Origin of the sequence: Bartonella sp. AC70YNML (assembly GCF_042196545.1) — a bacterium.
Lineage (GTDB): Bacteria > Pseudomonadota > Alphaproteobacteria > Rhizobiales > Rhizobiaceae > Bartonella.
The window spans coordinates 1-24,793 of sequence record NZ_JBHIQK010000013.1; the positions used below are offsets into that span (position 1 = coordinate 1).

Consider the following 24,793-nt stretch of genomic DNA (forward strand, 5'->3'; position numbering starts at 1 on the left):
ACGTGCAAGCGAATGGTTTTGATTGATTCAAGATAAACAGATTTGAAATGAGACAATCTTACGATATTCGGGATTCTCATTCAATATGAACAACGATTAATTATCATTATAAATCAGTATATTGTATGTTCACGGCGGCTTCCAGATCCCAAAGTCTCCCTTCTCTCACAACAGTTACAACCCTTCTTATATATCACGACGCGTATCATGTTAAAGGGCCTATTCTATAATCACCATTGCATAAACGGCCTACACGCTTTATGCTTTCCCTTAAGAGCAAAAGGAAGGTGTCAATGTCATCTAAACTGACGCGTAACCAAACATTGGTTTTAAACACTTTAAAAAATGCAAAAGGGCCTTTAAGTGCTTATGCGATTCTCAATCACTTACGCGAAGAAGGTTTTCGTGCACCTCTCCAAGTTTATCGTGCGTTAGAAAAACTCGTACAGTTAAAGTGTATTCATCGTCTTGAAAGTGTAAATGCCTTTGTGGTCTGTTTACACCCTGAAAACTGTCAACATGAACTTACAACGTTTATAATTTGCGAAAACTGTGGCACAGTCAACGAAATACAAAATCAAACGATTGTAACGAGTTTAAAACAGATGGTTCAAGCTGTTGACTTCCAAGCACATAAAAGCACCCTAGAAGTACGAGGTCTTTGTAAAAAATGCGCAATAAAATAAGACCGCTAACTTGAAAACAAGATCTCTAACTTGCAAGTTTATATATTTAGCATTATGTACCAGGGATCGCCTTTGTTTGAAAAGCTCTTATCGCTCTTGCATGTATATCACCCTACCCTGTAGTGATAGACTTATTATACTCGTTGGAACATAAATATTGGAAGTATAAATCATGTCCGTATCTGAGACAATTTTTTCAACAAAAAATCTCGATAAAACGAAACAAAAAAAAGTAATCAAAGCCCTTCTTATTGTCTTTGCACTTTTTGTGCTTTGGTTTAGCTACAAATGGATAACGCAATGGCGTTATATGTTATCTACTGAAGATGCCTATGTGCAAGGAGATATAGCCGCTATTGCGACTAAATTAAATGGATATATTGAAAAAATTGCCATTAAAGCCAACCAAGTTGTAAAAAAGGACGATGTTTTATTTTACTTAGACAATGGTGATTATCAAATAGCCTTGGATCAAACAGAAGCGCATCTTGACACACAGAAAAAAACACTTCTACGCATTGATGCACAAATCACAGCCGCTCATAGTGCTTTAGATGATGCAAAAGCGCAAAAAGCAGCCGCTTCAGCCATAGCAACCAATGCACAACTCACCTTAAAACGTGTAACAGAACTGAAAGCCAATCGTTATGCCCCTCAATCTGATGTTGATGATGCCAAATCAGCTTATGAACAAGCTATCGCAAATGTTAACCGTGCAGATGCACAAATCGCTGCAGCACGCGCCAATATCCAAGTGCTAGAAGCACAACGAAGTGAAACAGAAAGCCAAACAAAGAGTTTAGAGCTCACACGTGAAAAAGCACAACGTGATCTTGATTCAACTATTATACGCGCGCCATTTGATGGAATCATAGGAAATTTAACAGCAAAAACGGGAGATTTTGTTGTAAATGGCCAACGTCTTGCAGCGTTAGTCCCCATCCATGCACTTTATATTGAAGCAAACTATAAAGAAACACAGTTGCAAAATATTCATGCGGGACAAAAGGCTTATATTTCTGTTGATGCCTTCAAAAAGGAGGTCTTTACAGGAACAGTGCTTTCTATTTCACCGGCAACAGGTGCTGTTTTTTCTCTTCTTCCTCCACAAAACGCTACCGGTAACTTTACAAAGATTGTCCAACGCATTCCTGTACGTATTTCTATTCCAGAAGAAGTCTTAAAGACCGGACATATCCGAGCAGGAATGAGTGTTTCAGTAGAAGTTGATACACGTACAAAGCCACAAGATAAAAGTCTCTTATAATAACAAGCAAATGACCTCATTATTATGACATCTTCAATACCAAAGCCCATACAGTCTCAAGAGCGTATAGAAATCCGTAGCATTGTGATTTTTATAGTTATGGCCTTTGGCATGTTCATGGCCATTTTGGATATACAAATCGTTGCCTCCTCTTTAGCCGAAGTTCAAGCTGGTCTTTCTGCGAGCTCTGAAGAAATTTCATGGGTTCAAACCTCCTATCTCATCGCTGAAGTCATCATGTTGCCCCTTTCTGGATTCTTAGGACGATTGCTTTCAACACGTGTTTTCTTCACCATATCAGCGATCGGGTTTACGATTACTTCTGTTCTTTGTGCAACAGCAACATCTATTGGAGAGATGATTATCTATCGTGCATTGCAAGGTTTTATTGGTGGAGGAATTATCCCAAGTGTTTTTGTCGCCTCTTATGTTCTTTTTCCTCCTTCCAAACGCCCAATTGTTACCCCTATTGTTGGACTAGTCGCAACATTAGCCCCCACTATTGGTCCAACGGTCGGAGGTTATCTCTGTCATATCTTATCATGGCACTGGCTTTTTCTCATTAATGTGCCTTTTGGGATTATTATTTCAATTCTCGCTTGGAAGTTGATTGATTTTGATAAAGCAAATCCATCTCTCATGGCTAAATTTGACTGGTTGGGGCTCATTTCTATGGCTGTTTTTCTAGGAACTTTAGAGTATGTACTAGAAGAGGGCGCACGTCATGATTGGCTGAATGATGAGCTGGTTCGGAATTTATTTATTATCATGATTCTTGCTGCAGCCTTATTCTTCTGGCGTGCTTTTACAGCAAAAGAACCCATTGTAGATCTCTCTACTTTTTCTAATTTTAATTTTTCAGCTGCATCCATTTTTTCCTTTTCTTTGGGAATAGGTCTTTATGGACTCACGTACCTTTATCCTGTCTATTTAAGCCAAATCCGCCATTATGATGCCCTGATGATTGGAGAAACATTGTTTCTTTCAGGATTCGTCATGTTATTAACTGCTCCCCTTGCAGGATTCCTTTCAGCACGAATGGATGCACGTTTAATGATGGCAATAGGACTTTTTGGTTTTGCAATAGGCACTTGGATGGCTAGCGCTATCACAGATAAGTGGGATTTTTGGCAGCTTTTTTGGCCACAAGTTTTCCGTGGTGCTTCTGTAATGTTATGTATGGTTCCTATTAATAATATTGCCTTGGGAACACTTCCACCAGAACGAATGCAAAATGCTTCTGGACTCTTTAATCTCACACGGAATCTAGGTGGTGCTGTAGGGCTTGCCATTATCAGCACTCTTATGACAAAACGCACAGACTTTCATTATGAACGAATAGCCGAAACACTTAACCACGCAAACAGACAAGCAACTGAAATGCTTTCAAAGCTTATTTTATTATTCAAAACAGAAACCTTTGATTCCTACACTCTTGCTCTTTCTCAATTGTTTAATATAGCACGCATACAAGCAATGATTATGGCTTTTAGTGATATTTTCTTTATCATAACCATTATCTTTGGTGTTTTAGCATTTATGACCATGTTTCTCAAAAAAATACCATCCCTCATGGATTCACCACCAAGACACTAAGATTCATTAAAATTGAAGAATATTTTTGATTTTTATCACTTTCCTCGATTTTTTCACTTTATCTCTTCTCAAGAGACAATATAAATTAACATGTGATTCTAAATGATTCTTCTGATAAAAATCCTTTTCAATGCGAGCTCTTTACGCACTTTTAAAATAACGTCTCGCATATAAAAATTGTTTTAGATGATAATAAACAAAGAGCTTACCTAACATGCTCCACACTATAAAGATAAAGCAGCTATTTCTATCAGATTTTTGATTTATCACCATAGGGCACAAAAGATTAAAAGATTCTTTGCCCTTTACTCTTTTGAGTCTTACAAGAATATTCATAAAAGATTTATGATTCTTGTGATTTTTATTCACGCACCTATTTCCCTTATAATGTGTAGGATAACGTTTTTTGATTCTGAATGCAAAATTTTACATGAAAAAATCATTTTGTATTTGATCCTCTCATGCCAATTGCAAAACGATTTACCTTTATAGCAAAAAAAGTAATGATATTTTTTTTCAAAAAAGCTGCTTTTGAACATGTAATTTTATTTTTTTACACTCTTTTAAAGAAGCTAATATTTACAGTTTTGATTCTACTGCCGCGTATTTTTCTTTCTTAAAGCCTCTTCTCTTTCGATAGCCACTAAAATTGTATAAAATTTCTTAAAATATCTCTCTTTTTGAATAAAATTGATCAATAAATGATCCCCTTCTATGCCCTACTCTTACCATGGTGGCTCCATAACTGTTAATGACAGAAATTCCCTCACATCTTCAATAGTAAACGTCTAGACACTTGTTTAACCTCTCAAAAATGCACATTCGTCGCTATTGAATCCACCTCCAAATACTTTAGAAAGGCTTCTAAGATTCTCTTCCCGATAGGCAAATAATCATTTCTGATGTGAAAAATTCAGTGGTATAAACGAAAAGCTCTCGTAGTCATGACATTGATTTATAATCATAATTTATGATGTTGTCTATTATAATGAGCAATCTGAATATTGTGAGAGTTTTCTATTCAAAACCTGTTCATGATAAATCAATCAAAATCATTCCCTTGCGCACGAAAAGCAGAGAGATAAAAACGGTTTAAAAAAGAGTAAAATACCGAATCGTTTCTATGCAAGATCTACCAACGATATTGAGAACTAAAAAATTATATGATGATACCGGCTTTAAAAGAATACAAAACCACTCAAAAATATGTTTCCTTTAATCCTGTAAAATATGACGCTATTTCAAAAAAAATGCGCTTTTAATATATTTCTAGTCACTTAACTGAAATTATTAAAAATAAGAAACCCGTCACATAAAGAAAAGGCTTTATAACACAATTGCAATGCAACGACCCCCAAAATTTGTACCGCATCAACATTTTGATACTAATCAAAACAGTATGCCCACCTCAATGCCAGCACTGTTGCAAACGCAATAAATACAGTCTTCAAGCCACTTTATGATGCTGAAAACGACTTGTAACGGCTCGTGCTCCACTAGGAGCCAAAGTGCCATAACACCCAGCAAGATAGTTTGGTATCAGTTCCAACGCTTGAAACCGATGTTTTTCGTAAGGACCAGGCATTGCCAAATTTTCTGTTAAGCGATTTGAAAAACCAAAACGTTGATAAAATTCAAAATCCCCTACCAATAAAATAGCGCCATATCCCAATTTTTTTGCTGTTTCAATTGCATGGCGGACTAAAATTGATCCTATTCCCATACCAGCACATTCAGCGGCAACAGCCAAAGGTCCCAAGAGTAAAGCATGTTGTGTTTCATTTTTTTCTTTAAAAAAAGAAACATGCCAAAGACGTACACTTCCCACAAGCTCTCCCAGAGCATTTTTAACCACAAAAGAAAGCCCTTGAGCAGCTAGCCGACCACGCCGTAAAGTCTCTGATGATTTACGTTTACGTCCACTCCCCATCGTTGAATCAAGCAAAATTTCTCGATAAGGCTTATCGGCTTCTTGCTCCAATAAAAGTGTAAAACATGTCCCATTTTTTGTTTGAAAATTAATCATGTTCATCTCTATAACCGCCCTCTTATAGCGTAATGACAAGCATCGCAAAAGTCTAATAACCCTATCGTCAAAAAGAAACGTCAGATCACATATGATCGTAAAGGCTCAAAACCATTAAAAGCAACGGATGCATAAGTTGTTGTGTAAGCACCCGTTCCATGAATCAATATCTCATCTCCTATCGTTAGAGATAGAGGAAGTGGATAAGGTGTTTTTTCGTAAAGCACATCTGCCGAATCGCATGTTGGTCCAGCCAAAATACAAGGCTCCATCACCTTATCATCATGAGGTGTCTCAATGGGATAACGAATAGCTTCGTCCATAGTCTCAGCAAGGCCATTAAATTTCCCAATATCAAGATAAACCCATCGTACATTATCATTGTCAGCTTTTTTAGATATCAAAACAACTTCTGTGCGAATAACACCAGCATTGCCAACCATTGCACGCCCTGGCTCAATAATCGTCTCAGGGATACGATTACCAAAATGCTTTTTCAATGAATCAAAAACAGCGGTACCATAAGCTTGCTCTGTAGGAACATCTTTCAAATAACGGGTTGGAAAACCGCCTCCCATATTCACCAATTTCAGTGATATACCTTCTTGTTCCAAACGCTTAAATACTGTAGCAGCATCTGATAAAGCACGATCCCACGCACTCAAATCAACCTGCTGCGACCCAACATGAAAAGAAACACCATAAGCTTGCAAACCTAATTGGTGTGCTCGTCTTAGCACATCAACCGCCATAGCAGGGACACAACCGAATTTGCGTGACAATGGCCACTCTGCACCTTTTCCATCGGTAAGAACACGGCAAAAAACACGCACTCCTGGAGCAACACGCGCAATTTTTTCCACTTCTTCAACACAATCAACTGCATAAAGTGAAACACCCAATGCATATGCTCGCGCAATATCACGCTCTTTTTTAATCGTATTTCCAAAAGAAATACGCTCTGGCGTTGCCCCTGCTTTTAAAGCCATTTCAATTTCTGCAACAGAAGCCGCATCAAAAGAAGATCCTAAAGAACTCAGCAAACGCAAGATTTCAGGAGCTGGATTCGCCTTTATTGCGTAAAAAATACGAGACTGTGGTAGAGCTTTTTCAAAATTTAAATAGTTGTCACGAACAACATCAAGGTCAACAATTAAGCATGGACCTTCAGAACGATGTGTTGCAAGAAAATCGCGAATACGTTGTGTTGCCATCTGCAATTCTCCTTGAGGAAAAGCTTCCTCACTCTACGCTTAGACAGCCAAAACTGCCAAAAGCTAAAGGACAAAAAACACACAACAACTATCCCCATTCTGATTACAAAAAATCAGAAATTAGCATTGCATGCAGCGAAAGAACAGCGCGAAGCCGCGTTATTCTATTTTATCTGCCTTTTTGATTGGAGTTGAGAAAACCACTTCCGCACTGAAGGCAATGAGGTGTGCCTCTATAGTTATCCCAGTATTTAAAAACTGGAAGACACCAGAAAGGCCCGCACCGTCGTTGCTTCAAGATGTCCTCATTCTTGCAATTGGCTGTAAGAATGACTGGAGCGGTTAGTTCCAGGTACCGTACCGGTTAATCTCACCATTTGAGAACCAGCGGACACCCACAGGCACGTGCGACTTTGGGCAAGGCATCCTATAAAACGAATCCTTTCTCATTTCAATCATTTTTTTAATTTTAAACATTTTTTAATTCTTAAAGATAAAATGATGCGAAAAAACAACACTCTCCTCCTCTAACAGACAAAACCATCCCTCTGCTTTCATGGGATTCCCCCCTTACACCATCCGTACGACATCAAGCACTATCTTGCTTTAAAAGCCCCTCGTTTCTTTACCCTATTCTATCTCCTAATATCTGCAGCAGAAAATAACACAAAATAAATTACTCAACACATTAATTTATAACGATAATTTATTATTTTGCTCTTAAACAAAAATCCCATCATAAAATTCTCTCATTTCCCTCCCTTAATAATGAATCAAGAAAAATCATTCTCTTGCGCATCACAAGCAGAAAACAATATATGAATAAAAAACAATTGAAAAAAAGAGTAAAATCCCCCCTTAATATATCCCCTCAAATGCAAGGACTAGTAACATGGAAAACAGGGCGGGGATCGACTAAAGCACCATCATCTTTAAAAAACATGATATCTCCCCACAAAACGCCATTATCTTTCTCATCTACATCTTAAAAACATCCCTGCTTCTACATCTATTTCACAACATCGCTTAAGAAAGATATCATGCCCCCGTATAATATAGCTCATATGATATAGATCAACGGCATATCACCATCTTTATGTTTATGAAGTGACATAACTAACGTCCCCGCTTTATCTGCCAACTTCCAATATTGCAGAAACTCCTCCATTGAGATGTGTCATATTATCTTAAATAGTTTTGCTCATACATTGCTCCCATTTGTAATATACAAATGAATGAGATTGTGTAATTCGTCATCATCAAATCTGAAAGCAATAAAGTTCACGATATTCAACCCTTATTATTCAAATTTAAATAAATTATCATTTATAAATCAATGTACTATATGAAATTCTAAAATCATAAGCTCCTATTATCATTCTATTTCTCTTAACTTTGCTGCTGCTCTTTTATCTTCTCTCGTGAATCATATCTTATTCATTCACACACTCTTCTCTTAAAACTATAGATCCCGCTCCTCTGCGCTGTTGGGAAACAGCTTTTTTATTTTAAAATGAACAATATTGGAGAACTCACTCCTATAAAATCAAGAAGAGCAAACGATCTATAATCATTATTTGTAAATCAACAAATTAACGTAAAAAAAAGACCGAACAACATCCGGTCTTATAAAATTTTTCTACCAATATTAAAAACGCTTCTCTCTTAAATTTAAGAGAAAAAAGCTAGAATTTAAATCCCTACACGACGATATCGTTATGTCCCTTGATGAGAATCAATTGCCCGCAACTTCAACAATTGGAATTGCCTATGGCGCTCACGAAAGCGTTCTCTATCAGCTTCACTGCGTGTGTTATAACAAGCATCACAGGAAACACCTTCTTCATAATGAGGCGATAACTTGCTTTCAGCATTGAGAGGAGAACGACATGCGCGACATAATTCGCGTCCACATTCTTCAAGACCATGTTGAACAGAAACACGCTCATCAAAAACAAAGCACTCACCCCACCATAAACTTTTTTCTTTTGGAATTTTTTCTAAATATTTTAAAATGCCACCTTTTAAATGGTAGACTTGCTCATAACCAAGATCACGAACATAAGCTGTTGATTTTTCACACCGAATACCACCTGTACAAAACATGGCAATTTTCTTTTTCTTTTTTAAATCAGCCTCATGTTTACGCACCCATTCAGGAAATTCGCGAAATGTTTTAATCTGCGGATCAATCGCTCCTTGAAAACTCCCAATCGCATATTCATAGTCATTCCGTGTATCGATCAAAATTGTCTCTTCATCTTGAATAAGAGCATTCCAATCTTCAGGATCGACGTAAGTACCAACAACTTTTAGCGGATCAACACCTTCAACCCCCATTGTCACAATCTCTTTTTTCAACCGCACTTTCATACGATGAAAAGGCATCTTTGATGCCCATGAATATTTAATCTCCGGCGTTTGAAACGCTGGCTCCGCCACAATAAAATCCACCAATGCCTCAATCGCAGCACAAGAACCAGCAACAGTTCCATTAATTCCCTCTTGTGCTAAAAGGAGGGTTCCTTTGATATCCTTTGCTTGACATAAATCCTGCAAAGGTTTTTGTAATTGACGATAATGCTTCAAATCTGCAAAGCAATAAAGTGCAGCAACTTTAAAATTCTTTTCCATGTGTTTTGCCATAACGCGCGTTTCATTCAATTTCAAGATTTATTCATGTACTCTTTAACATATTGTGCTTAATCAAACGATACAAATAATATCATCTCCAAGAAGAAAAAATATCATGTGCCAAAAAAGAGAAAAGCTTTTATTATATCTCCAAGGACAAACTGTTATACCTGTTTTGCTCATTGACAATCTACAAAGTGCTGTACCCTTAGCACGCGCTCTTGTCAAAGGCGGATTAAAAACAATTGAGATCACCTTGCGAACACCAAATGCCCTCAAAGCAATTCAGAAAATTACCCAAGAAGTCCCTGAAGCAATCGTTGGCGCTGGAACAGTTCTCAACACGATACACTACGAGCAAGCCGAACAAGCAGGCGCAAAGTTTATTGTAAGCCCCGGATTATCCAATGAATTAATCAATTGTGCAAAAAATAGTGAAATTCCCCTTCTTCCCGCTGCAATGACCCCAAGTGAACTCATGCAAGCATTAAACAAAGGCTATTCATATCTTAAATTTTTCCCAGCTGAAGCTGCTGGAGGTATTTCATTCATCGAAGCTTTAGCATCTCCCTTCTCTGATATCCGGTTTTGCCCAACAGGCGGTATTACACAAAAAAGTGCAATACAATGGCTCCAACTGCCCAATGTCTTCTGCGTTGGTGGTTCTTGGATAGCACCCCAACCGCTCATCGCAATAAGTGATTGGGATTCGATTACTGCATTAGCGCATACTGCAACACAACTCTCCTCTCTATCGAAAAAAGCGCGCTCTACAACATAAGTAGCGGGAGCATTGTTAGCCCCTTCAACAAGACTAAAACCTTCACACATCCTTGCGCAATCTTTTAACATTGCCATCGAACCACAAATCATCACCCGATCTTCATCAGGGTGAATTTTAGGAAGGCCTGTTGTTTCAAAGCCACTTATTTCAAAAAAATCTCCACTTTCCATAACAGTCGTAATACAGCCCATATGCTCAGAAGGTTCACGAGTCGTCATAGGATAAAATCTCAACTGTTGTGCATACTCTCCAATGAGTGGATCTTGTTGCAAAGAGGAAACAAGATCTTTTGCACAAATTAATCCATTCTTTTCTCGCGTTATTTAAATAAGAACAACTTCTGCAAATTTTTCATAAATGTCAGGATCACGAATAAAGCTTGCAAAAGGAAAACCCCCGTACCGGTTTGAAAGAAGATAAAGCACCAATTTTCCCACTCATTACTCCACAAAAGCGCGCTCTACAACATAAGTAGCAGGAGCATTGTTAGCCCCTTCAACAAGACCAAAACCTTCACACATCCTTGCGCAATCTTTTAACATTGCCATGGAACCACAAATCATCACCCGATCTTCATCAGGATGAATTTTAGGAAGGCCTGTTGTTTCAAAAAAATCTCCACTTTCCATAACAGTCGTAATACGGCCCATATGCTCAGAAGATTCACGAGTCGTCATAGGATAAAATCTCAACTGTTGTGCATACTCTCCAATGAGTGGATCTTGTTGCAAAGAGGAAACAAGATCTTTTGCATAAATTAACTCATTCTTTTCACGCGTTGTTTGAATAAGGACAACTTCTGAAAATTTTTCATAAGTGTCAGGATCACGAATAAGGCTTGCAAAAGGAGCAATCCCCGTCCCAGTTGAAAGAAGATAAAGACGTTTTCCAGGAATAAGAGCATCAAGAACCAACGTTCCTGTAGATTTTTTACGCATGAGAACTGTATCACCAATTTTAATTTTTTGGAGATGCTCGGTTAATGGCCCTCCTGGAACTTTTATCGAAAAAAACTCAAGCTGTTCATCCCAAAAAGGACTTGCAATCGAATAAGCACGATAAATTGGCTTTTCTGCATTTGGCAAACCGATCATAACAAATTCACCTGAACGAAAACGAAAACTTTCCGGACGATTCAGGCGAAATTTAAATAATCGATCTGTATAGTGAAAAACCTCTTGGACAGTAAGAGCGAATACATTCGCAGGAATCGGAAAATTTGCAACGCTGCTGATGTTTGACGGAACATTGGTAGCAGACGTATTCATACTCTTCCCCATATCTTTATTGACTATTAAATTTCGAATCCCTGACGTGATATAATCCTTGTATAATCATCTGCCAACAATTTTCTTAAACCAAAAGCCTTAAGATTAACACTTTTATGTCAAAATTAATCGAATGAAAAAAATGTGAATACAAATCATATTCAAAGAGAAACAAAAACATCGAGTGTTAAGCAATCACGGTACTCTTTTCCACTTTAACACATAATGCATAGTATACAGTGTGCCGCTACAACACTTTATTCTCTTTGCAAAATTTATAACCGAAAACCTTAAAATTAAGAGAGAAAAAACATCTGTGGATTGAACGATAAACGCACGACTCCACAACAAAGTTTTCGGCATTACATCCATTGTTTTCTTTACTGACCTTTTTACACTGCCCTTTCCATAAATAAATGAGTCGAACACCTTCTATGATCGATAAATTGATTTCACTAAAAACCAATCAAACGATAAAAAGCAAATATCGTATTCCCACTTCATCTTGAAAAGAAATAATGTCCAAATCAACAGCTATTGATGTATCAGAAAGTGTTTATACACTCTTTCCCATTTAACAAAAGTAACTTTAAATGCATAAGATGACATCCAAAATTACACAGATGAGTAATCTTCCCCTTTATGGTAAAAACTTGTAATGCATTGATTTAACGTGGTTAATTTAATCATTTTACCTTCTCTAAATAAGCAGCCAATGCAATATTTAATCAAAACAATCATACCAGCAACAATAGTCTAACATTGCACTCTTCAAAATGATACAATACAATAAACTATGCTTTCTTTTTTAAGAAGCCTCAATTAAAAATAAATAAAAAAAATAAAAATCTATGCTTCACAAATTATCAGAAAACACCATGTTGATAACAACACAAATAAAACTAAAGTATCTCTTATATCCAGAGTAGCATTTTACATAAAAAACGACTTTAATGGCAGTATAGGCTTCTTATGATTTTGACCATAGCAAACCGTATCTTTCATCTCTCATAAGTAACCTCTATAAAATAACCAAAGAAAACTGCGTATTTCACGAATACAGATAAGATTTTAAAATGAAAAATTCCGTTAATGACGAAATAAATACATCACTCTATGCAGCTGTCGCAACCATTGATGTCAGTGCCATTGTTGCCAATTATATCACTTTAGCCAAACGTGTAGCCCCAACAGAATGTTCAGCAGTTGTAAAAGCAAATGCTTATGGATTAGGCGTTCACAAAATTGCTCCTGCCCTTTATCAAGCTGGTTGTCGCACTTTTTTTGTCGCACAAATCAGAGAAGCACTCCAATTAAAAAGCATTTTACCATCAAATGTCATGATTGCCATTCTGAATGGACTTCCACACTTAGCAGAAGAATTTGTCGCACAGTCTGGTATTGTTCCGGTTTTGAACTCTTGGAATGCCATTGAAAATTGGCAAAAAATTTGTCAAAAAAAAGATAAAAAATTTCCAGCAATTGTTCAAATCGATACCCATATGAACCGATTAGGACTTGATCAAAAAGAATTACAAAAGCTCATCAAACACCCTACAATTTTCAAAAAAGCAGACATAAAATATATTCTCAGTCATCTTGCTAACGGAGAAGATGATACCCACCCATCAAATTATGCCCAATTAACTTCTTTCAAAACTGCCCTTGCGCAACTACCAACCTGTAGAGCTTCCTTTGCCAATTCTGGAGGTATTTTTTTAGGATCAGATTTTTATTTTGATCTTGTTCGCCCCGGTATTGCACTTTACGGAAGCGCCCCCTCAGGAAAACACGCATCCCTTCTAAAACCTGTTTTAAAACTTGAAGCTCAAGTTCTTCAAAACCGTGTTGTTGATGTAGATACACCTGTTGGTTATGCAGAAAGCTTTATAACCAACAGACCAAGCACTCTTGCAACCATTTCTATAGGCTACGCAGACGGCTGGCTCCGTGCTCTTTCGAATAAAGGAACTGTTTATTTCAACGGGCACAAACTTCCCATGGTTGGGCGGGTTTCTATGGATTCCATTATTGTAGATACAACTGATCTTGATCAAAAACCTCAAACAGGTGACTGGATCGAACTCATTGGTCCCCATCAAACACTTGAAAAAGTATCTATAGATGCCAATACCCTTCCCAATGAAATTCTAACATCTCTTGGACCACGCTATAAATACATTTACACATAAAAACTCTTTAGCCATAAAGAAATAAATTGATAAAAATCATCATTTTAGAAAATTGAGGGGCTTTTACAAAAGATTTTACAACAATCAACCACACAGAATGGTCACAGACACCGTACATTCACAGAAATCTCAAAACAGACAAGTTGATGGACTATTTTATGGAAGTAGCTTTCATCTAAAATACAAAAACTTAACCTTTCCCCATAAATTGACAAAAAAGAATCTACTACAAATTTTTTAAAATTAATTTCCCAATTAAAATCATTCGCTTGCATACCACAAACTGGATTATGTGTAGATAAAAATGATTTAAGAAAAGATTAATGCCTCTTATGAACCATAGTGCCAAGAGCTATAACATTAAGCGCTGGCAAAATGTATGATAGTGCCGGCTTATTCCGTTATGAAGTGTAAAGATTGGGGGGGCTCTTAATAGATTTATCGTTCCACTCACAAGCGCCGTCGCGAAATGGGATTGGAAGCGAAATGTGTCTTTAAAACAAACATCTGAATTAACAACCCAAGTATATTCTTTTTGGAGCGTTCTGTTTCACATGAGGATCGTGCCCCCACTAAAGAACACAATAAATAAAAGCATGGAGCAATGTGCAATCCCTATTATTAAAAAACATTGCTTTAAATGCTTTTGAAAGCCGCAAAGCTGAATTAAAAGGAGATGATAAACTGAGGATTGATTTTTATCTTTACGGCTTTACATTTTTCCAAAATTAGATTGTCTTCCAGTTTAAAAGGTTACGTCAACAAAAATACGCAATTCCCTCGCCCTCATCTGACAAACAAAAGCAGGAATTACTCATAAAGCTCTTTTTTCTCAATCTCTGGCTCAAAAAATTTCGCTGCGTTAAGTTTGGATGTTGATTTACAGGAAACAGCTAAAGCACACGAGCTCTTAGGAAAACAGCGCCGTAAAGTCACAAACTGACTTGCAATGAAGTGGAAAGATGTGCCGGCTTTTTATAAGACACCTTGTAAAAAATACCCATAATACATTTGGCTTTGCGTTTGCTCATTCTAACAGATGTTCTTATATATTTTTGCGTCATATTTATAAAAAGCAGATTAAAGAGAAATATTTAGACAATTTTTGACTCGAAAAGATGCAACAACAGAGTTTCGCGTGTCTTTATCATCAAAAACACTAAAATTGATTTTATTCTTTCTACAACCGGTCGTCGTCACCCTAGTGACGAGTAGTATATCACAACACATGCAACAGACGTGACCTATCCTCATAGGTTTCGCTCTCGTTTACATGATTAGCTGGCTAGACCGATGGCCTAGTCACTAAAACCATGTCATACGGTAGAAGGCAAAGGAGAGCATACCTATTGCCGACAAAACACAGCTTTTTTGTCAACTTTTTCGATTTTGCTCATGTTATAAAAAACAATGCAAAATTCTAGAAAACAGACAAATAACGCCATAGCAACAGAACCAATAAGCATAAAACCCACACAAAATGTGTGGGCTTTTTTTGTTCATGCAAATAAACCAATTAAATATATATTTTTCGTTTAATAGGTATTTCCCAATGGCGGACACGAGCAAATAAGCATTCTGTCTCCCGCAACATTATCAATACGCGATACAGGAGGCCAATATTTATTGGCTGGATCAAGAAAACTGTTGGGAAAAGCAGCTTCTTGTCGCGAATAGGGTCGTGCCCAAGCATCATCTAAAGTATCTACCACTGTATGGGGGGCATTCACCAATGGATTATTGTCTTTTGGCCAAACCCCGCTACCAACTTTCTTAGCCTCTTCAGCAATAGAGAGTAAAGCATCACAAAAACGATCAATCTCTGCTTTTGGTTCTGATTCCGTTGGCTCAATCATCAAAGTTCCCGGAACAGGAAACGACATCGTGGGCGCATGGAATCCATAATCAATGAGACGTTTTGCAATATCATCAACACTCACCCCATACTGCTCTTTCAACACGCGTGTATCCACAATACATTCATGCGCAACACGCCCATGCTTGCCCCGATAAAGAATGGAATAAACTGGTGAAAGACGTGCAGCAATATAATTGGCATTTAAAATGGCTATTTGTGTTGCATATTTTAAGCCATCAGCCCCCATCATTCGAATATACATCCATGTAATCGCAAGGATAGACGCACTTCCATAAGGAGCAGCCGAAACCGCATGTGTTGTCCCATCCTGTTCATGACCTGGTAAAAATGGTTTGAGATGCTTTGCAACACCAATTGGTCCCATACCAGGACCACCCCCCCCGTGGGGAATGGCAAATGTTTTATGAAGATTCATATGACAAACATCAGCGCCAATATCCGCAGGACGAGCAAGACCCACAAGGGCATTGAGATTAGCACCATCAAAATAAACTTGTCCGCCATTTTCATGAATAATAGAACAAATTTCCTTAATGCTTTCCTCGTAAACACCATGGGTTGAAGGATAAGTAATCATAAGAGCAGCCAATTTATCTTTATGCAATTGCGCTTTCATCTTGAGATCGTCTACATCAACATCACCATCGCTTAAACATTTTACCACAACGACTTCCATCCCTGCCATATGGGCCGAGGCTGGATTGGTACCATGCGCAGATGCAGGAATAAGACAAACTGTACGTTGATGCTCTCCCCGTGATTGGTAATATCGTCGGATAGCCAAAAGCCCAGCATATTCACCTTGAGCACCAGAATTTGGCTGAAAAGAAACTTGCGCAAATCCTGTAATTTCGCACAACCACGCATTTAACTGGTTGATCATCTCCAAATATCCCGCTGCATCCTCTTGTGAAACAAAGGGGTGTATATTGGCCATACTAGCCCAACTTACAGGCATTAATTCAGCCGCAGCATTAAGCTTCATTGTACAAGAACCAAGAGGGATCATAGCGCGATCCAGCGCCAAATCCTTATCCGCTAAACGACGCAAAAAGCGCATCATATCTGTCTCTGAATGAACCGCATGAAAAAAAGGCTGAGAAAGAAAAGCAGCCTCCCGTTTTTTTCCAAAGAGTCGAGGAGAAGCCTTATCGCCTAATTGTGCCCCAAAAAGCTGCGCTAAAGCACCAGCATCTCCTTCTGTTGATAATTCATCAAAATTGATTGCAATAGTGTCATCATCAAGAACACGAATAAGGCGCCCACCTATTTTGGCTTGATGCGCAATCTCACGCGCTTTTCCCTTAACAGAAATACTCACACAATCAAAAAAGCTTTTCCCTTCAACATGAACCCCTGCTGCTTCTAAACCAGCAACAAAACGACATGTTAAATGATGAATTCGCTGTGCAATTTCTTGTAAGCCTTTTGGCCCATGCCAAACAGCATAAGCGGTTGCCATATTAGCCAACAAAGCCTGCGCTGTACAAATATTTGACGTCGCTTTATCACGCCGAATATGTTGTTCACGTGTTTGCAAAGCCAAACGAAAACCAACGCGTCCTTTGGTATCCACGGATTGACCAACAATACGCCCTGGAATAAGACGCGTTAACGCATCACTCACAGCAAGGTAACCAGCATGTGGACCACCAAATCCCATCGGAACGCCATAACGCTGCATAGAGCCAACAACGATATCTGCCCCCCATTGAGCAGGTGGCTCCTGAAGGGTAAGCGCTAAAGGATCAGCTACAACGATAACTAAAGCTCCCTTTTCCTTTGCCTCTTTTATGATCTCACTGTAATCATGAAAAGAACCTTTTGTATCTGGCCAAGATAAAACAATTGCCGCTGTATCAGAATCAATTTCGCCATTTTGGCTAATCTGAATCCCTTGTGTTTCAGCACGCGTTTGCGCAACACTCAAAGTTTGAGGATGTAAAAGACTCTGAAGAGAAATTTTTGTTTTTTTCTCACGGAAAGAGCGAAAAGCAAGGGCATTGGCTTCAGCTAAAGCAGTTGCTTCATCAAGAAGGGAAGCAGCAGAAACAGGCAAACCTGTTAGTTCACTAACCAATGTCTGAAAATAAAACAAAAGCTCTAAACGACCCTGGCTAATTTCTGCTTGATAAGGCGTATAAGCAGTATACCAAGCAGGATTTTCAAACAGATTTCGTAAAATAACCGGAGGCACATAAGTTCCATGATATCCTTGCCCAATAAAACTTTTATGCACATGGTTACGCTCCATCATCTTGGAGAGTTCTTCTAAGGCTTGTCCTTCACTAGCGGACTCTGGAAGATTCAATAAACGTCCCAAATGGATAGAGTGTGGAACAGCTTGAGAAATGAGTGTCTCAACACTATCAAGCTCTAAAACATCAAGCATTTTTTGTGTTTCATCAGGACGAAGCCCAATATGTCGAGAAGAAAAAGAACGCTCGATCATGGTACTCATCCAATCAAAGCCTTATAAGCATCTTCATCTAACAACTCGTCCAGTTGAGTTTCATCTTGCAATGTCATCTTCCATAACCAGCCTTCTGTTTCGGCTTTCTGATTTACCAATTCAGGATTATCCGCCAATGTTTCATTTCTTTCGACCACTTCACCATCAAGAGGAGCATAAACATCTGAAGCCGCCTTCACTGATTCCACAACAGCCGCCGCCTCTCCTTTGGAAAGTTTTGTTCCACTTTGTGGTAAATCAACAAAAACCAAATCCCCTAATTGCTCTTGCGCATAATGCGTAACCCCAACAGTCACTACTTGTCCTTCAACTCTAAGCCATTCATGGTCTTGTGTAAAATAAGTTTTAGACATAAAAAATCATCCTTTAAAATAACGTTGTTCAACAAAGGGAAGAGAATGAACTGATAGTGCAATCTTTTTGCCTCGCAGTTCTGTAAAGACTTGTGTTCCTTCAACTTTAAAATCAACAGGAACGTAACCCATCGCGACAGGCCCCTCAAAAGAAGGACCAAAACCACCTGATGTTACAACGCCAATCTCATTACCTTGATCATCAAGAAGCAGCGCACCGGCACGAATAGGTTGGCGCGTTTGCGGTTTTAATCCAACACGACAACGAGCAGGTCCTTTTTGCAGTGCTTCAAGAAAAGCCTTTGCACCATAAAATTGTGCTTTTTCTCGAACACTTTTAGGAACAGCCCATGTTAGAGCCGCATCAATAGGTGTCGTATCAGGGGTAATATCATTTCCATGCAAACACAGCCCCGCTTCCAACCGCAAGCTATCGCGTGCTGCAAGTCCAATCCACTCAACACGAGAATCACTCAGCAATTTTTCAGCCAACATATGCGCATGCCCTATAGGCAAAGCAATTTCAAAACCATCCTCTCCCGTATAACCAGAACGCGTTATAAACCAATCCTGTTGTGGTTCGAATCCTTGCATAAAGAACAATTCATTCCCTGGCAAATCCGCATCAGCAAGAACAGCTGCTGCTTCAGGACCTTGAAGCGCAAGCAATACCCTTTCAAGGGCAATCACTTGACATTCAAAATCAACCGCACGCTTTTCCAATTCTACAAAATCAGCCTGTGCATTCCCAGCATTGGCGACCAACATAAAACGGCCCTCTTCCAAACGGGTAATGATAAGATCATCAAGAATACCAGCCTGCTCATTAAGCAAATAATTATACCGTGAGTGTCCAATCTTTAAAGCTGCTGCATCAATGGGAAAAGCATAGGACAAAAATTCCACGGCTTGTGCCCCTTCAACCGCAATCAATTTCATATGAGAAATATCAAAAAGTCCTGCATGTGCACGCGTATGAAGATGCTCTTTTAAAACGCCAAGAGGATAAGTTAAAGGCATGTTCCAGCCCGCAAAAGCACCAAATTTTGCTCCTGCTTTTTCATGCAAATCATATAAAGGAAGTGTTTTTAAAAAAGATGTTTCTTGTGCTGTGCCCATAATAACTCCAAAGCTGCGCTAACGCCCACAGAATATGGTCGTCTCTGCCCCCTCTGTCATCAACCTGAGAGACTCGCGAAAAAATTTTCCGCTTACACCTTCGGCGCGGGTTCTCCCGACTTTCCAGATCTGCCTTCTTCCTTTTACGGTCCTTAAAGCCTGAGAGATTATGGGCTATTTCCCCTTCGGCGGCAATGCGAAAATTTGCAATCTGCACTCTCCCGCAAAAGAATGAAAGAAACGATAACGCTCTTTCCAGCATATTTAAACCTATAGCCTATCTTTATCACACTGTCATTAGTAAAGTGATGAAAATACTCTCATTTTAAAACTTGCATAAGCTGCTTCAAAAGATTTATAATATTATCCTTTTGAACCTTACAAAAATTGCTAGGAACACATTTTAGGAAATTTAAGACAAAAATCAAAAGCTATAAACAAAAATACCTCTTGAAAATCATGCAAAACGTCACACACTAAAAAGATCGCAAGCAATATTCTTTCGCGTACAGTTCAACCTTAAAGATAGGGTTTCATATTCTTTTTGAGAATAAGGACTTCAAATATTTTATAAGTATGGTTTTAATGCACAAGAAGTAGGTTTTCTGCTTTCTCAATAGTGTCATAAATAGCGACTATTTACAGAATAAAACTACCGAACAAAGGTGACAAAATACTCATGAAAGCTGGTAATATCTCTTACAATTGCGAAAATGATCTTCCAAAGCAAATTGCTCTTTTTCCTTTAGAAGGTGCACTCTTACTACCCGGTGGTTTTTTATCACTTAACATTTTTGAACCAGAATCACTTGAAATGATTGAAAATGTTATGGTAACTGATCGTCTATTGGGCATTATTCAACCACTTTCATCGGATACAGATCGCTTCTCTACACAACTTTATAAAACAGGCTGTATAGGGCGCATTACAAACTACAGTGAAACAGGAAATGGACAACTGTTCATTATCTTACAAGGTGTTTGCCGCTTCACTTTAGAACAAGAATTGAAAAACACAAAATCCTATCGAACAGCTCTCATCCAATCAAACATAAAAGACTTGCAAGAATTTGATATTGAAGAAAGCATTAACCGAGAGAACTTACTCGACGTTGTAGAAAAATATCTAACCATCCATGAAATGGAATATAATTGGAGCAGCATCATAGAAGCCCCTACACCTATATTGGTTAATGCTTTTTCTGCCCTTATCCCCTTTACACCAGCAGAAAAACAAGCTCTCCTTGAAGCTCCAGATATCGAAAGCCGTGCCCAAACTCTTCTTGCATTAACAGAACGCTCGCTCATGAAACAAACAGGAACAGATTACCGCTTAAACTAATGAATATCCAAACATGAAAAAAATGACTACAGATCCCAAAATGCTCGAATTGCTCGTCTGCCCAATGACGAAAGGCACGCTCTCTTTCAACCGAAAAACACAAGAGCTCATTTCTCTCAAAGCCAAACTTGCCTACCCTATTCGTGATGGCGTTCCCATTATGCTTGCCTCAGAAGCGCGCTCTTTGCAAAACAATGAAGAAATAACGCATAAAAAATAAAAAATCCTCATGCAATTTCCCTCTACAAGCCCACTGTTATCAAGCCTCTATCAATATGATATCTCAAGTATTGACGAATTCTGAAAAAAAGCGTTTTACAATAAAGATATTTATATCGCTTTACACCTTGTAACAAAAGCCAAAAATATCACCAGATTCTCTCATTCCAGCCTGTTCATACTAAAGCAATCAAAACCATTCGCTTGCACAACACAAGCATCTGAATAAAAATAATTAAAAAGGGAATAAAAATGGCTCTTATGAACCTTTTAAATACAAAGGCCATAATAACATTTTGAATCAACCCAAGTGAATGAAGTTTATTATATTAAACATAAAGATTGTTATATTTCATGGACTTTAATTTATACTATTTACGAGCAACATGTTTGAGATACCTCAATTTAAGATGAATAAAAACGATAAGCTGTATCATCTTCTGTATACCATATAGAAGACAAGAATATTTATCTGTTTGCATAATCTTTGAAACGAAGACGCAACCTAATTTGGGAGAGAAAACATAAAATCGTAAAGGAGAAAATCTCCCCATTACCTTGCCATCACCCTTTAATTCCGCTTTACAATTTTTAAAAGTATCTAAAGTATCTCAAGCAATATTTTTATGTATAATACACGCATTAATTACGTGAAAACTTGAAAAAATAAACAAGAAACACTGTTGTAATTTCAATTGACGATTGAAAGTAATTGCCTTATGAAGGAGGCTTGTGTTTTTGGTTGTATACGCAACAATCAAATAGGGTCTGGAAGCCCGAAAAACTCAAACTAGAAATAAAACCGCTTTTGCGGATATCCCGGAATTTCCGGGGGCTCTTGTTATGTCCAAGTGCTTTCAGCACTAAAAGCAAGAGGCTGTTTTGAGTCAGCACTTCCAAACCCCGGAATACTAATGCGAGGGCGCTCGCAACCGGTGGGGACATCAAGTGAAAGCTAAAAATCTACATTTTTACGATATTTCTTTAGGCAAAAAAATTCGCTTCAGAAGAAACGTCATGGGGGTTTTCTCAAAAACAATTAGGAAGTCATTTAGGCGTAACATTTCAACAAATCCAAAAATATGAAAAAGGCTTAAATCGCGTAAGTGCAAGACGTTTACAGGAAATTGCTCATATATTAGATGTTCCCGTTTCCTTCTTTTATGCTGATAGCGCAAAAAAGAAGAGAACCTCTATCATTGTGATGACAGAATAGCAAGCAAAGCAGAATATTTACTTTTGAAAAATTTCAGAATACTGACCCGCAAAAAACAAAGAGCAATTTTGCAGTTGATTTCTGATGAAAAAAATAACCCCTTATTTTCATAAATTCACCGCAAGGATAATCAAAGTCCTTAATAATCTTGACAAGAATTTTGCCTGTCTCCCCATACCTCATGAGAATGAAAATGCTTAATCTAATCTGGTATGTAAATAATCGGAATTCTAACGAGTTTAACTTAGAAATAGCACTTTGATTTATAATCATATATCTAACGTTATTGATATTGAATAAGTGTTCCGAATATCGTAAAATTCTTTCATTTCAAACGTGTTCTATATTGAATCAATCAAAATCTCTTGTTTGCACATTACAAGCAAAGTTGGCGTGTAAGTAAAAATGTACAAAAAGGCATACCTCTTATTGAATCGTCTCACAGACCAAGAGCTGTAACGATATTGGGTGCTGGAAAAATGGATGATGGTGCTAACTTTCTCTTTTATTAAACGTAAATATGGGAGTGTTCAACGGCTGGCTTTCCACTCATATAAGTCACTTAAAAAAGGCTTGCCAAACAAGCCTAAGAATATTCCCACACACTAAAAAACACTTAAATATATCGAGAAAGCTTAAAGATCTCATACCATCATACTCCAAATAATGATATTTTATATCATAATATTATTAAAGTAAAAATAAGAAATATAAAGTAAAAAAATAGATATGAAAAATATATGTATAACTTTCATAAGGATTTATATATACGAATACTTAAGTTTATTCTGTTGTGCTATGAATTCTATCATTTAAGGTATGAGGATATGAAGCACGCATACCTCCTTGAAACATTCAAATGTTTTTTAGATACCCAATATCTTTTGAAATATTTTTAGGCCTGCTTGTTGAGCCTTTAGTTTAAGTGAAAAATGGGAAGCCGCTAGAATCTAGCTGTTTACAGACTGTAATAGGAAGTTTCGCTTTTAAAGGCATAGGGAGAAAATCAAATAATTCAACAATTAACAAATAAAGTATTAAAAGATTCAACCAACGCGATACGTAATATCATCTTTAAAAAATTCAAAAGTATGAAGGTAAACATTGACAGAAGATAAGGAATTCACTTAATTAAAGTGCTCTCTAAAGAGGTAATAGTTTAGCGTAAAATATTCAATTTTTTCAATTCTGAAAGATTAAAAGAGACGTATCATTTGAAATAAAACAATTTATTGTGCTAACGATGATGATTGGTGTGCACAAAATTGAGTTGTTGAAAATCAAAAATATAATTTAACGATGTTCCTTGACCAACTCACTCTCTCCTGAGTATAGCACGGGGAATAAACGTGGAGAGACATGAGGAGTATAGAAAATGAGTTTTAAAGTTGCAATTGTTGGCGCAACCGGCAATGTTGGTCGTGAAATGCTTACAATTTTAGAAGAGCGTGGTTTTCCTGCGCATGAAATTGTCCCTCTCGCATCACGACGCTCATTAGGACAAGAAGTTTCTTATGGAGATAAAACTTTAAAAGTAAAAGCACTGGATACTTACGATTTTTCAGACACAGATTTTTGTCTTATGTCTGCAGGAGGGAGCATTTCCAAAGAATACGCCCCTAAAATCGCTGCTACCGGCTGTGTCGTCATCGATAATTCCTCCATGTGGCGCTATGATACCAATGTTCCGTTGATAGTCCCTGAAGTCAATGGCGAAGCTATAAATGCCTTTTCTAAGCGTAATATTATAGCAAATCCTAATTGTTCAACAATTCAACTGGTCTTAGCTTTAAAACCTCTCCATGATGCTGCAATCATTAAACGTGTTGTTGTCTCTACATATCAGTCTGTTTCTGGAGCTGGTAAAGAAGGAATGGACGAACTTTTCGAACAATCACGTGCAGTTTTTGTTGCAGATCCAATTACATCAAAAAAATTCACTAAACGCATTGCCTTTAATGTCATTCCTCATATCGATGTTTTCATGGAAGATGGTTATACAAAAGAAGAATGGAAAATGACCGTGGAAACAAAAAAAATTCTCGATCCGAAAATTAAATTAACAGCCACTGCTGTTCGGGTTCCTGTCTTTATCGGTCATGCCGAAGCTGTCCATGTTGAATTTGAAAAACCACTAAGCGCATCTGAAGCACAAGCGCTCCTACGCGATGCACCCGGCTGTCAGCTTATCGATAAACACGAAGATGGTGGCTATACCACCCCTTATGAATGTACGGGAGAAGATGACACCTTTATTAGCCGTATTCGTGAAGATATCACCGTTGAAAATGGTTTAGCTTTCTGGGTTGTTGCCGATAATTTAAGAAAAGGAGCAGCATTGAATGCCGTTCAAATTGCTGAATTGCTCATTTCTCGTAATTTGATCAAGCCAAAGTCGATAAATTAATCATCTTCCTGTCCGACAGGACAAGGAACCTTATACAAAGCCGGTCTGTTAAAAAGTCCGGCTTTTTTAACAGCTTCCCTCTAACACCATCTTAAAAGGTTATTATTTCAAAGCACTG

At 37.8% G+C, this 24,793-nt stretch carries 16 protein-coding genes, 1 pseudogene and 1 riboswitch; of the genes and pseudogenes, 9 read left to right on the forward strand and 8 right to left on the reverse strand.

The annotated features are described in order from the left end of the window. The first annotated feature begins 293 nt into the window (after positions 1-293). From ACFIMU_RS07745 to ACFIMU_RS07755, 3 genes are all read left to right on the forward strand, one after another. Positions 294-686, forward strand: a complete 393-nt coding sequence (locus tag ACFIMU_RS07745) for a Fur family transcriptional regulator (RefSeq protein ID WP_375607344.1) — start codon at positions 294-296, stop codon at positions 684-686. 172 nt (positions 687-858) lie between these two features. Beyond that, positions 859-1,953 (forward strand): HlyD family secretion protein, encoded by a 1,095-nt coding sequence (locus ACFIMU_RS07750; protein ID WP_375607345.1) that lies wholly within the window; start codon positions 859-861, stop codon positions 1,951-1,953. Positions 1,954-1,977: 24 nt separating this feature from the next. Next, positions 1,978-3,549, forward strand: coding sequence for a DHA2 family efflux MFS transporter permease subunit (locus ACFIMU_RS07755; protein WP_375607346.1), 1,572 nt, complete (start codon positions 1,978-1,980; stop codon positions 3,547-3,549). Between the two features lie 1,447 nt (positions 3,550-4,996). Here the strand turns inward: ACFIMU_RS07755 and ACFIMU_RS07760 are convergent. The 3 genes from ACFIMU_RS07760 to ACFIMU_RS07770 all read right to left on the reverse strand — a co-directional run bounded on the left by ACFIMU_RS07760 (position 4,997) and on the right by ACFIMU_RS07770 (position 9,423). Beyond that, entirely contained in the window at positions 4,997-5,581 is a 585-nt protein-coding gene (locus tag ACFIMU_RS07760; RefSeq protein ID WP_375608101.1) for a GNAT family N-acetyltransferase, read from the reverse strand. Between the two features lie 74 nt (positions 5,582-5,655). Then, complete coding sequence (locus tag ACFIMU_RS07765; protein WP_375609695.1) at positions 5,656-6,789, reverse strand: type III PLP-dependent enzyme; 1,134 nt, start codon at positions 6,787-6,789, stop codon at positions 5,656-5,658. Between the two features lie 1,716 nt (positions 6,790-8,505). After that, on the reverse strand, positions 8,506-9,423 hold the full coding sequence (locus ACFIMU_RS07770; protein ID WP_375695509.1) for a rhodanese-related sulfurtransferase: 918 nt from the start codon (positions 9,421-9,423) through the stop codon (positions 8,506-8,508). Between the two features lie 115 nt (positions 9,424-9,538). On the opposite strand from ACFIMU_RS07770, the gene eda reads away from it, so the two are divergent. After that, a complete protein-coding gene (eda, locus tag ACFIMU_RS07775) occupies positions 9,539-10,204 on the forward strand; it encodes a bifunctional 4-hydroxy-2-oxoglutarate aldolase/2-dehydro-3-deoxy-phosphogluconate aldolase (RefSeq protein WP_375609694.1) in 666 nt (221 codons plus the stop codon). Here eda and ACFIMU_RS07780 read toward each other — a convergent pair. Next, positions 10,183-10,629 (reverse strand): annotated as a pseudogene (locus ACFIMU_RS07780) (ferredoxin--NADP reductase); the annotation flags it as partial. The gene eda and the pseudogene ACFIMU_RS07780 overlap by 22 nt on opposite strands. Before the next feature lie 18 nt (positions 10,630-10,647). Continuing rightward, entirely contained in the window at positions 10,648-11,475 is an 828-nt protein-coding gene (locus tag ACFIMU_RS07785; RefSeq protein ID WP_375696983.1) for a ferredoxin--NADP reductase, read from the reverse strand. Positions 11,476-12,551: 1,076 nt separating this feature from the next. Here ACFIMU_RS07785 and alr point away from each other — a divergent pair. Continuing rightward, positions 12,552-13,667, forward strand: coding sequence for an alanine racemase (gene alr, locus ACFIMU_RS07790; RefSeq protein ID WP_375687784.1), 1,116 nt, complete (start codon positions 12,552-12,554; stop codon positions 13,665-13,667). Between the two features lie 1,535 nt (positions 13,668-15,202). Here alr and gcvP read toward each other — a convergent pair. From gcvP to gcvT, 3 genes are read right to left on the reverse strand one after another with little or no spacing between them, the layout of a single operon-like run. Further along, on the reverse strand, positions 15,203-17,998 hold the full coding sequence (gene gcvP / locus ACFIMU_RS07795; RefSeq protein ID WP_375696985.1) for an aminomethyl-transferring glycine dehydrogenase: 2,796 nt from the start codon (positions 17,996-17,998) through the stop codon (positions 15,203-15,205). Positions 17,999-18,003: 5 nt separating this feature from the next. Further along, positions 18,004-18,372: a glycine cleavage system protein GcvH gene (gene gcvH, locus ACFIMU_RS07800; RefSeq protein WP_375607353.1), complete on the reverse strand. Its 369-nt coding sequence runs from the start codon at positions 18,370-18,372 to the stop codon at positions 18,004-18,006. Between the two features lie 6 nt (positions 18,373-18,378). Continuing rightward, positions 18,379-19,491, reverse strand: a complete 1,113-nt coding sequence (gene gcvT / locus ACFIMU_RS07805) for a glycine cleavage system aminomethyltransferase GcvT (RefSeq protein ID WP_375607354.1) — start codon at positions 19,489-19,491, stop codon at positions 18,379-18,381. Between the two features lie 136 nt (positions 19,492-19,627). Further along, positions 19,628-19,725: riboswitch (glycine riboswitch) on the reverse strand. A 445-nt stretch (positions 19,726-20,170) separates the two neighbouring features. Between gcvT and ACFIMU_RS07810 the strand changes: the two genes are divergently transcribed. The 4 genes from ACFIMU_RS07810 to ACFIMU_RS07825 all read left to right on the forward strand — a co-directional run bounded on the left by ACFIMU_RS07810 (position 20,171) and on the right by ACFIMU_RS07825 (position 24,675). Then, on the forward strand, positions 20,171-20,833 hold the full coding sequence (locus ACFIMU_RS07810) for an LON peptidase substrate-binding domain-containing protein (RefSeq protein ID WP_375610818.1): 663 nt from the start codon (positions 20,171-20,173) through the stop codon (positions 20,831-20,833). A gap of 13 nt (positions 20,834-20,846) precedes the next feature. Next, positions 20,847-21,053 carry a Trm112 family protein gene (locus ACFIMU_RS07815; RefSeq protein ID WP_375614754.1) on the forward strand — a complete coding sequence of 69 codons (207 nt, stop codon included), beginning with the start codon at positions 20,847-20,849 and terminating at the stop codon, positions 21,051-21,053. A 1,071-nt stretch (positions 21,054-22,124) separates the two neighbouring features. Further along, positions 22,125-22,268 carry a hypothetical protein gene (locus ACFIMU_RS07820; RefSeq protein WP_375607370.1) on the forward strand — a complete coding sequence of 48 codons (144 nt, stop codon included), beginning with the start codon at positions 22,125-22,127 and terminating at the stop codon, positions 22,266-22,268. 1,375 nt (positions 22,269-23,643) lie between these two features. Then, a complete protein-coding gene (locus ACFIMU_RS07825; RefSeq protein WP_375615374.1) occupies positions 23,644-24,675 on the forward strand; it encodes an aspartate-semialdehyde dehydrogenase in 1,032 nt (343 codons plus the stop codon). Positions 24,676-24,793 lie beyond the last annotated feature (118 nt).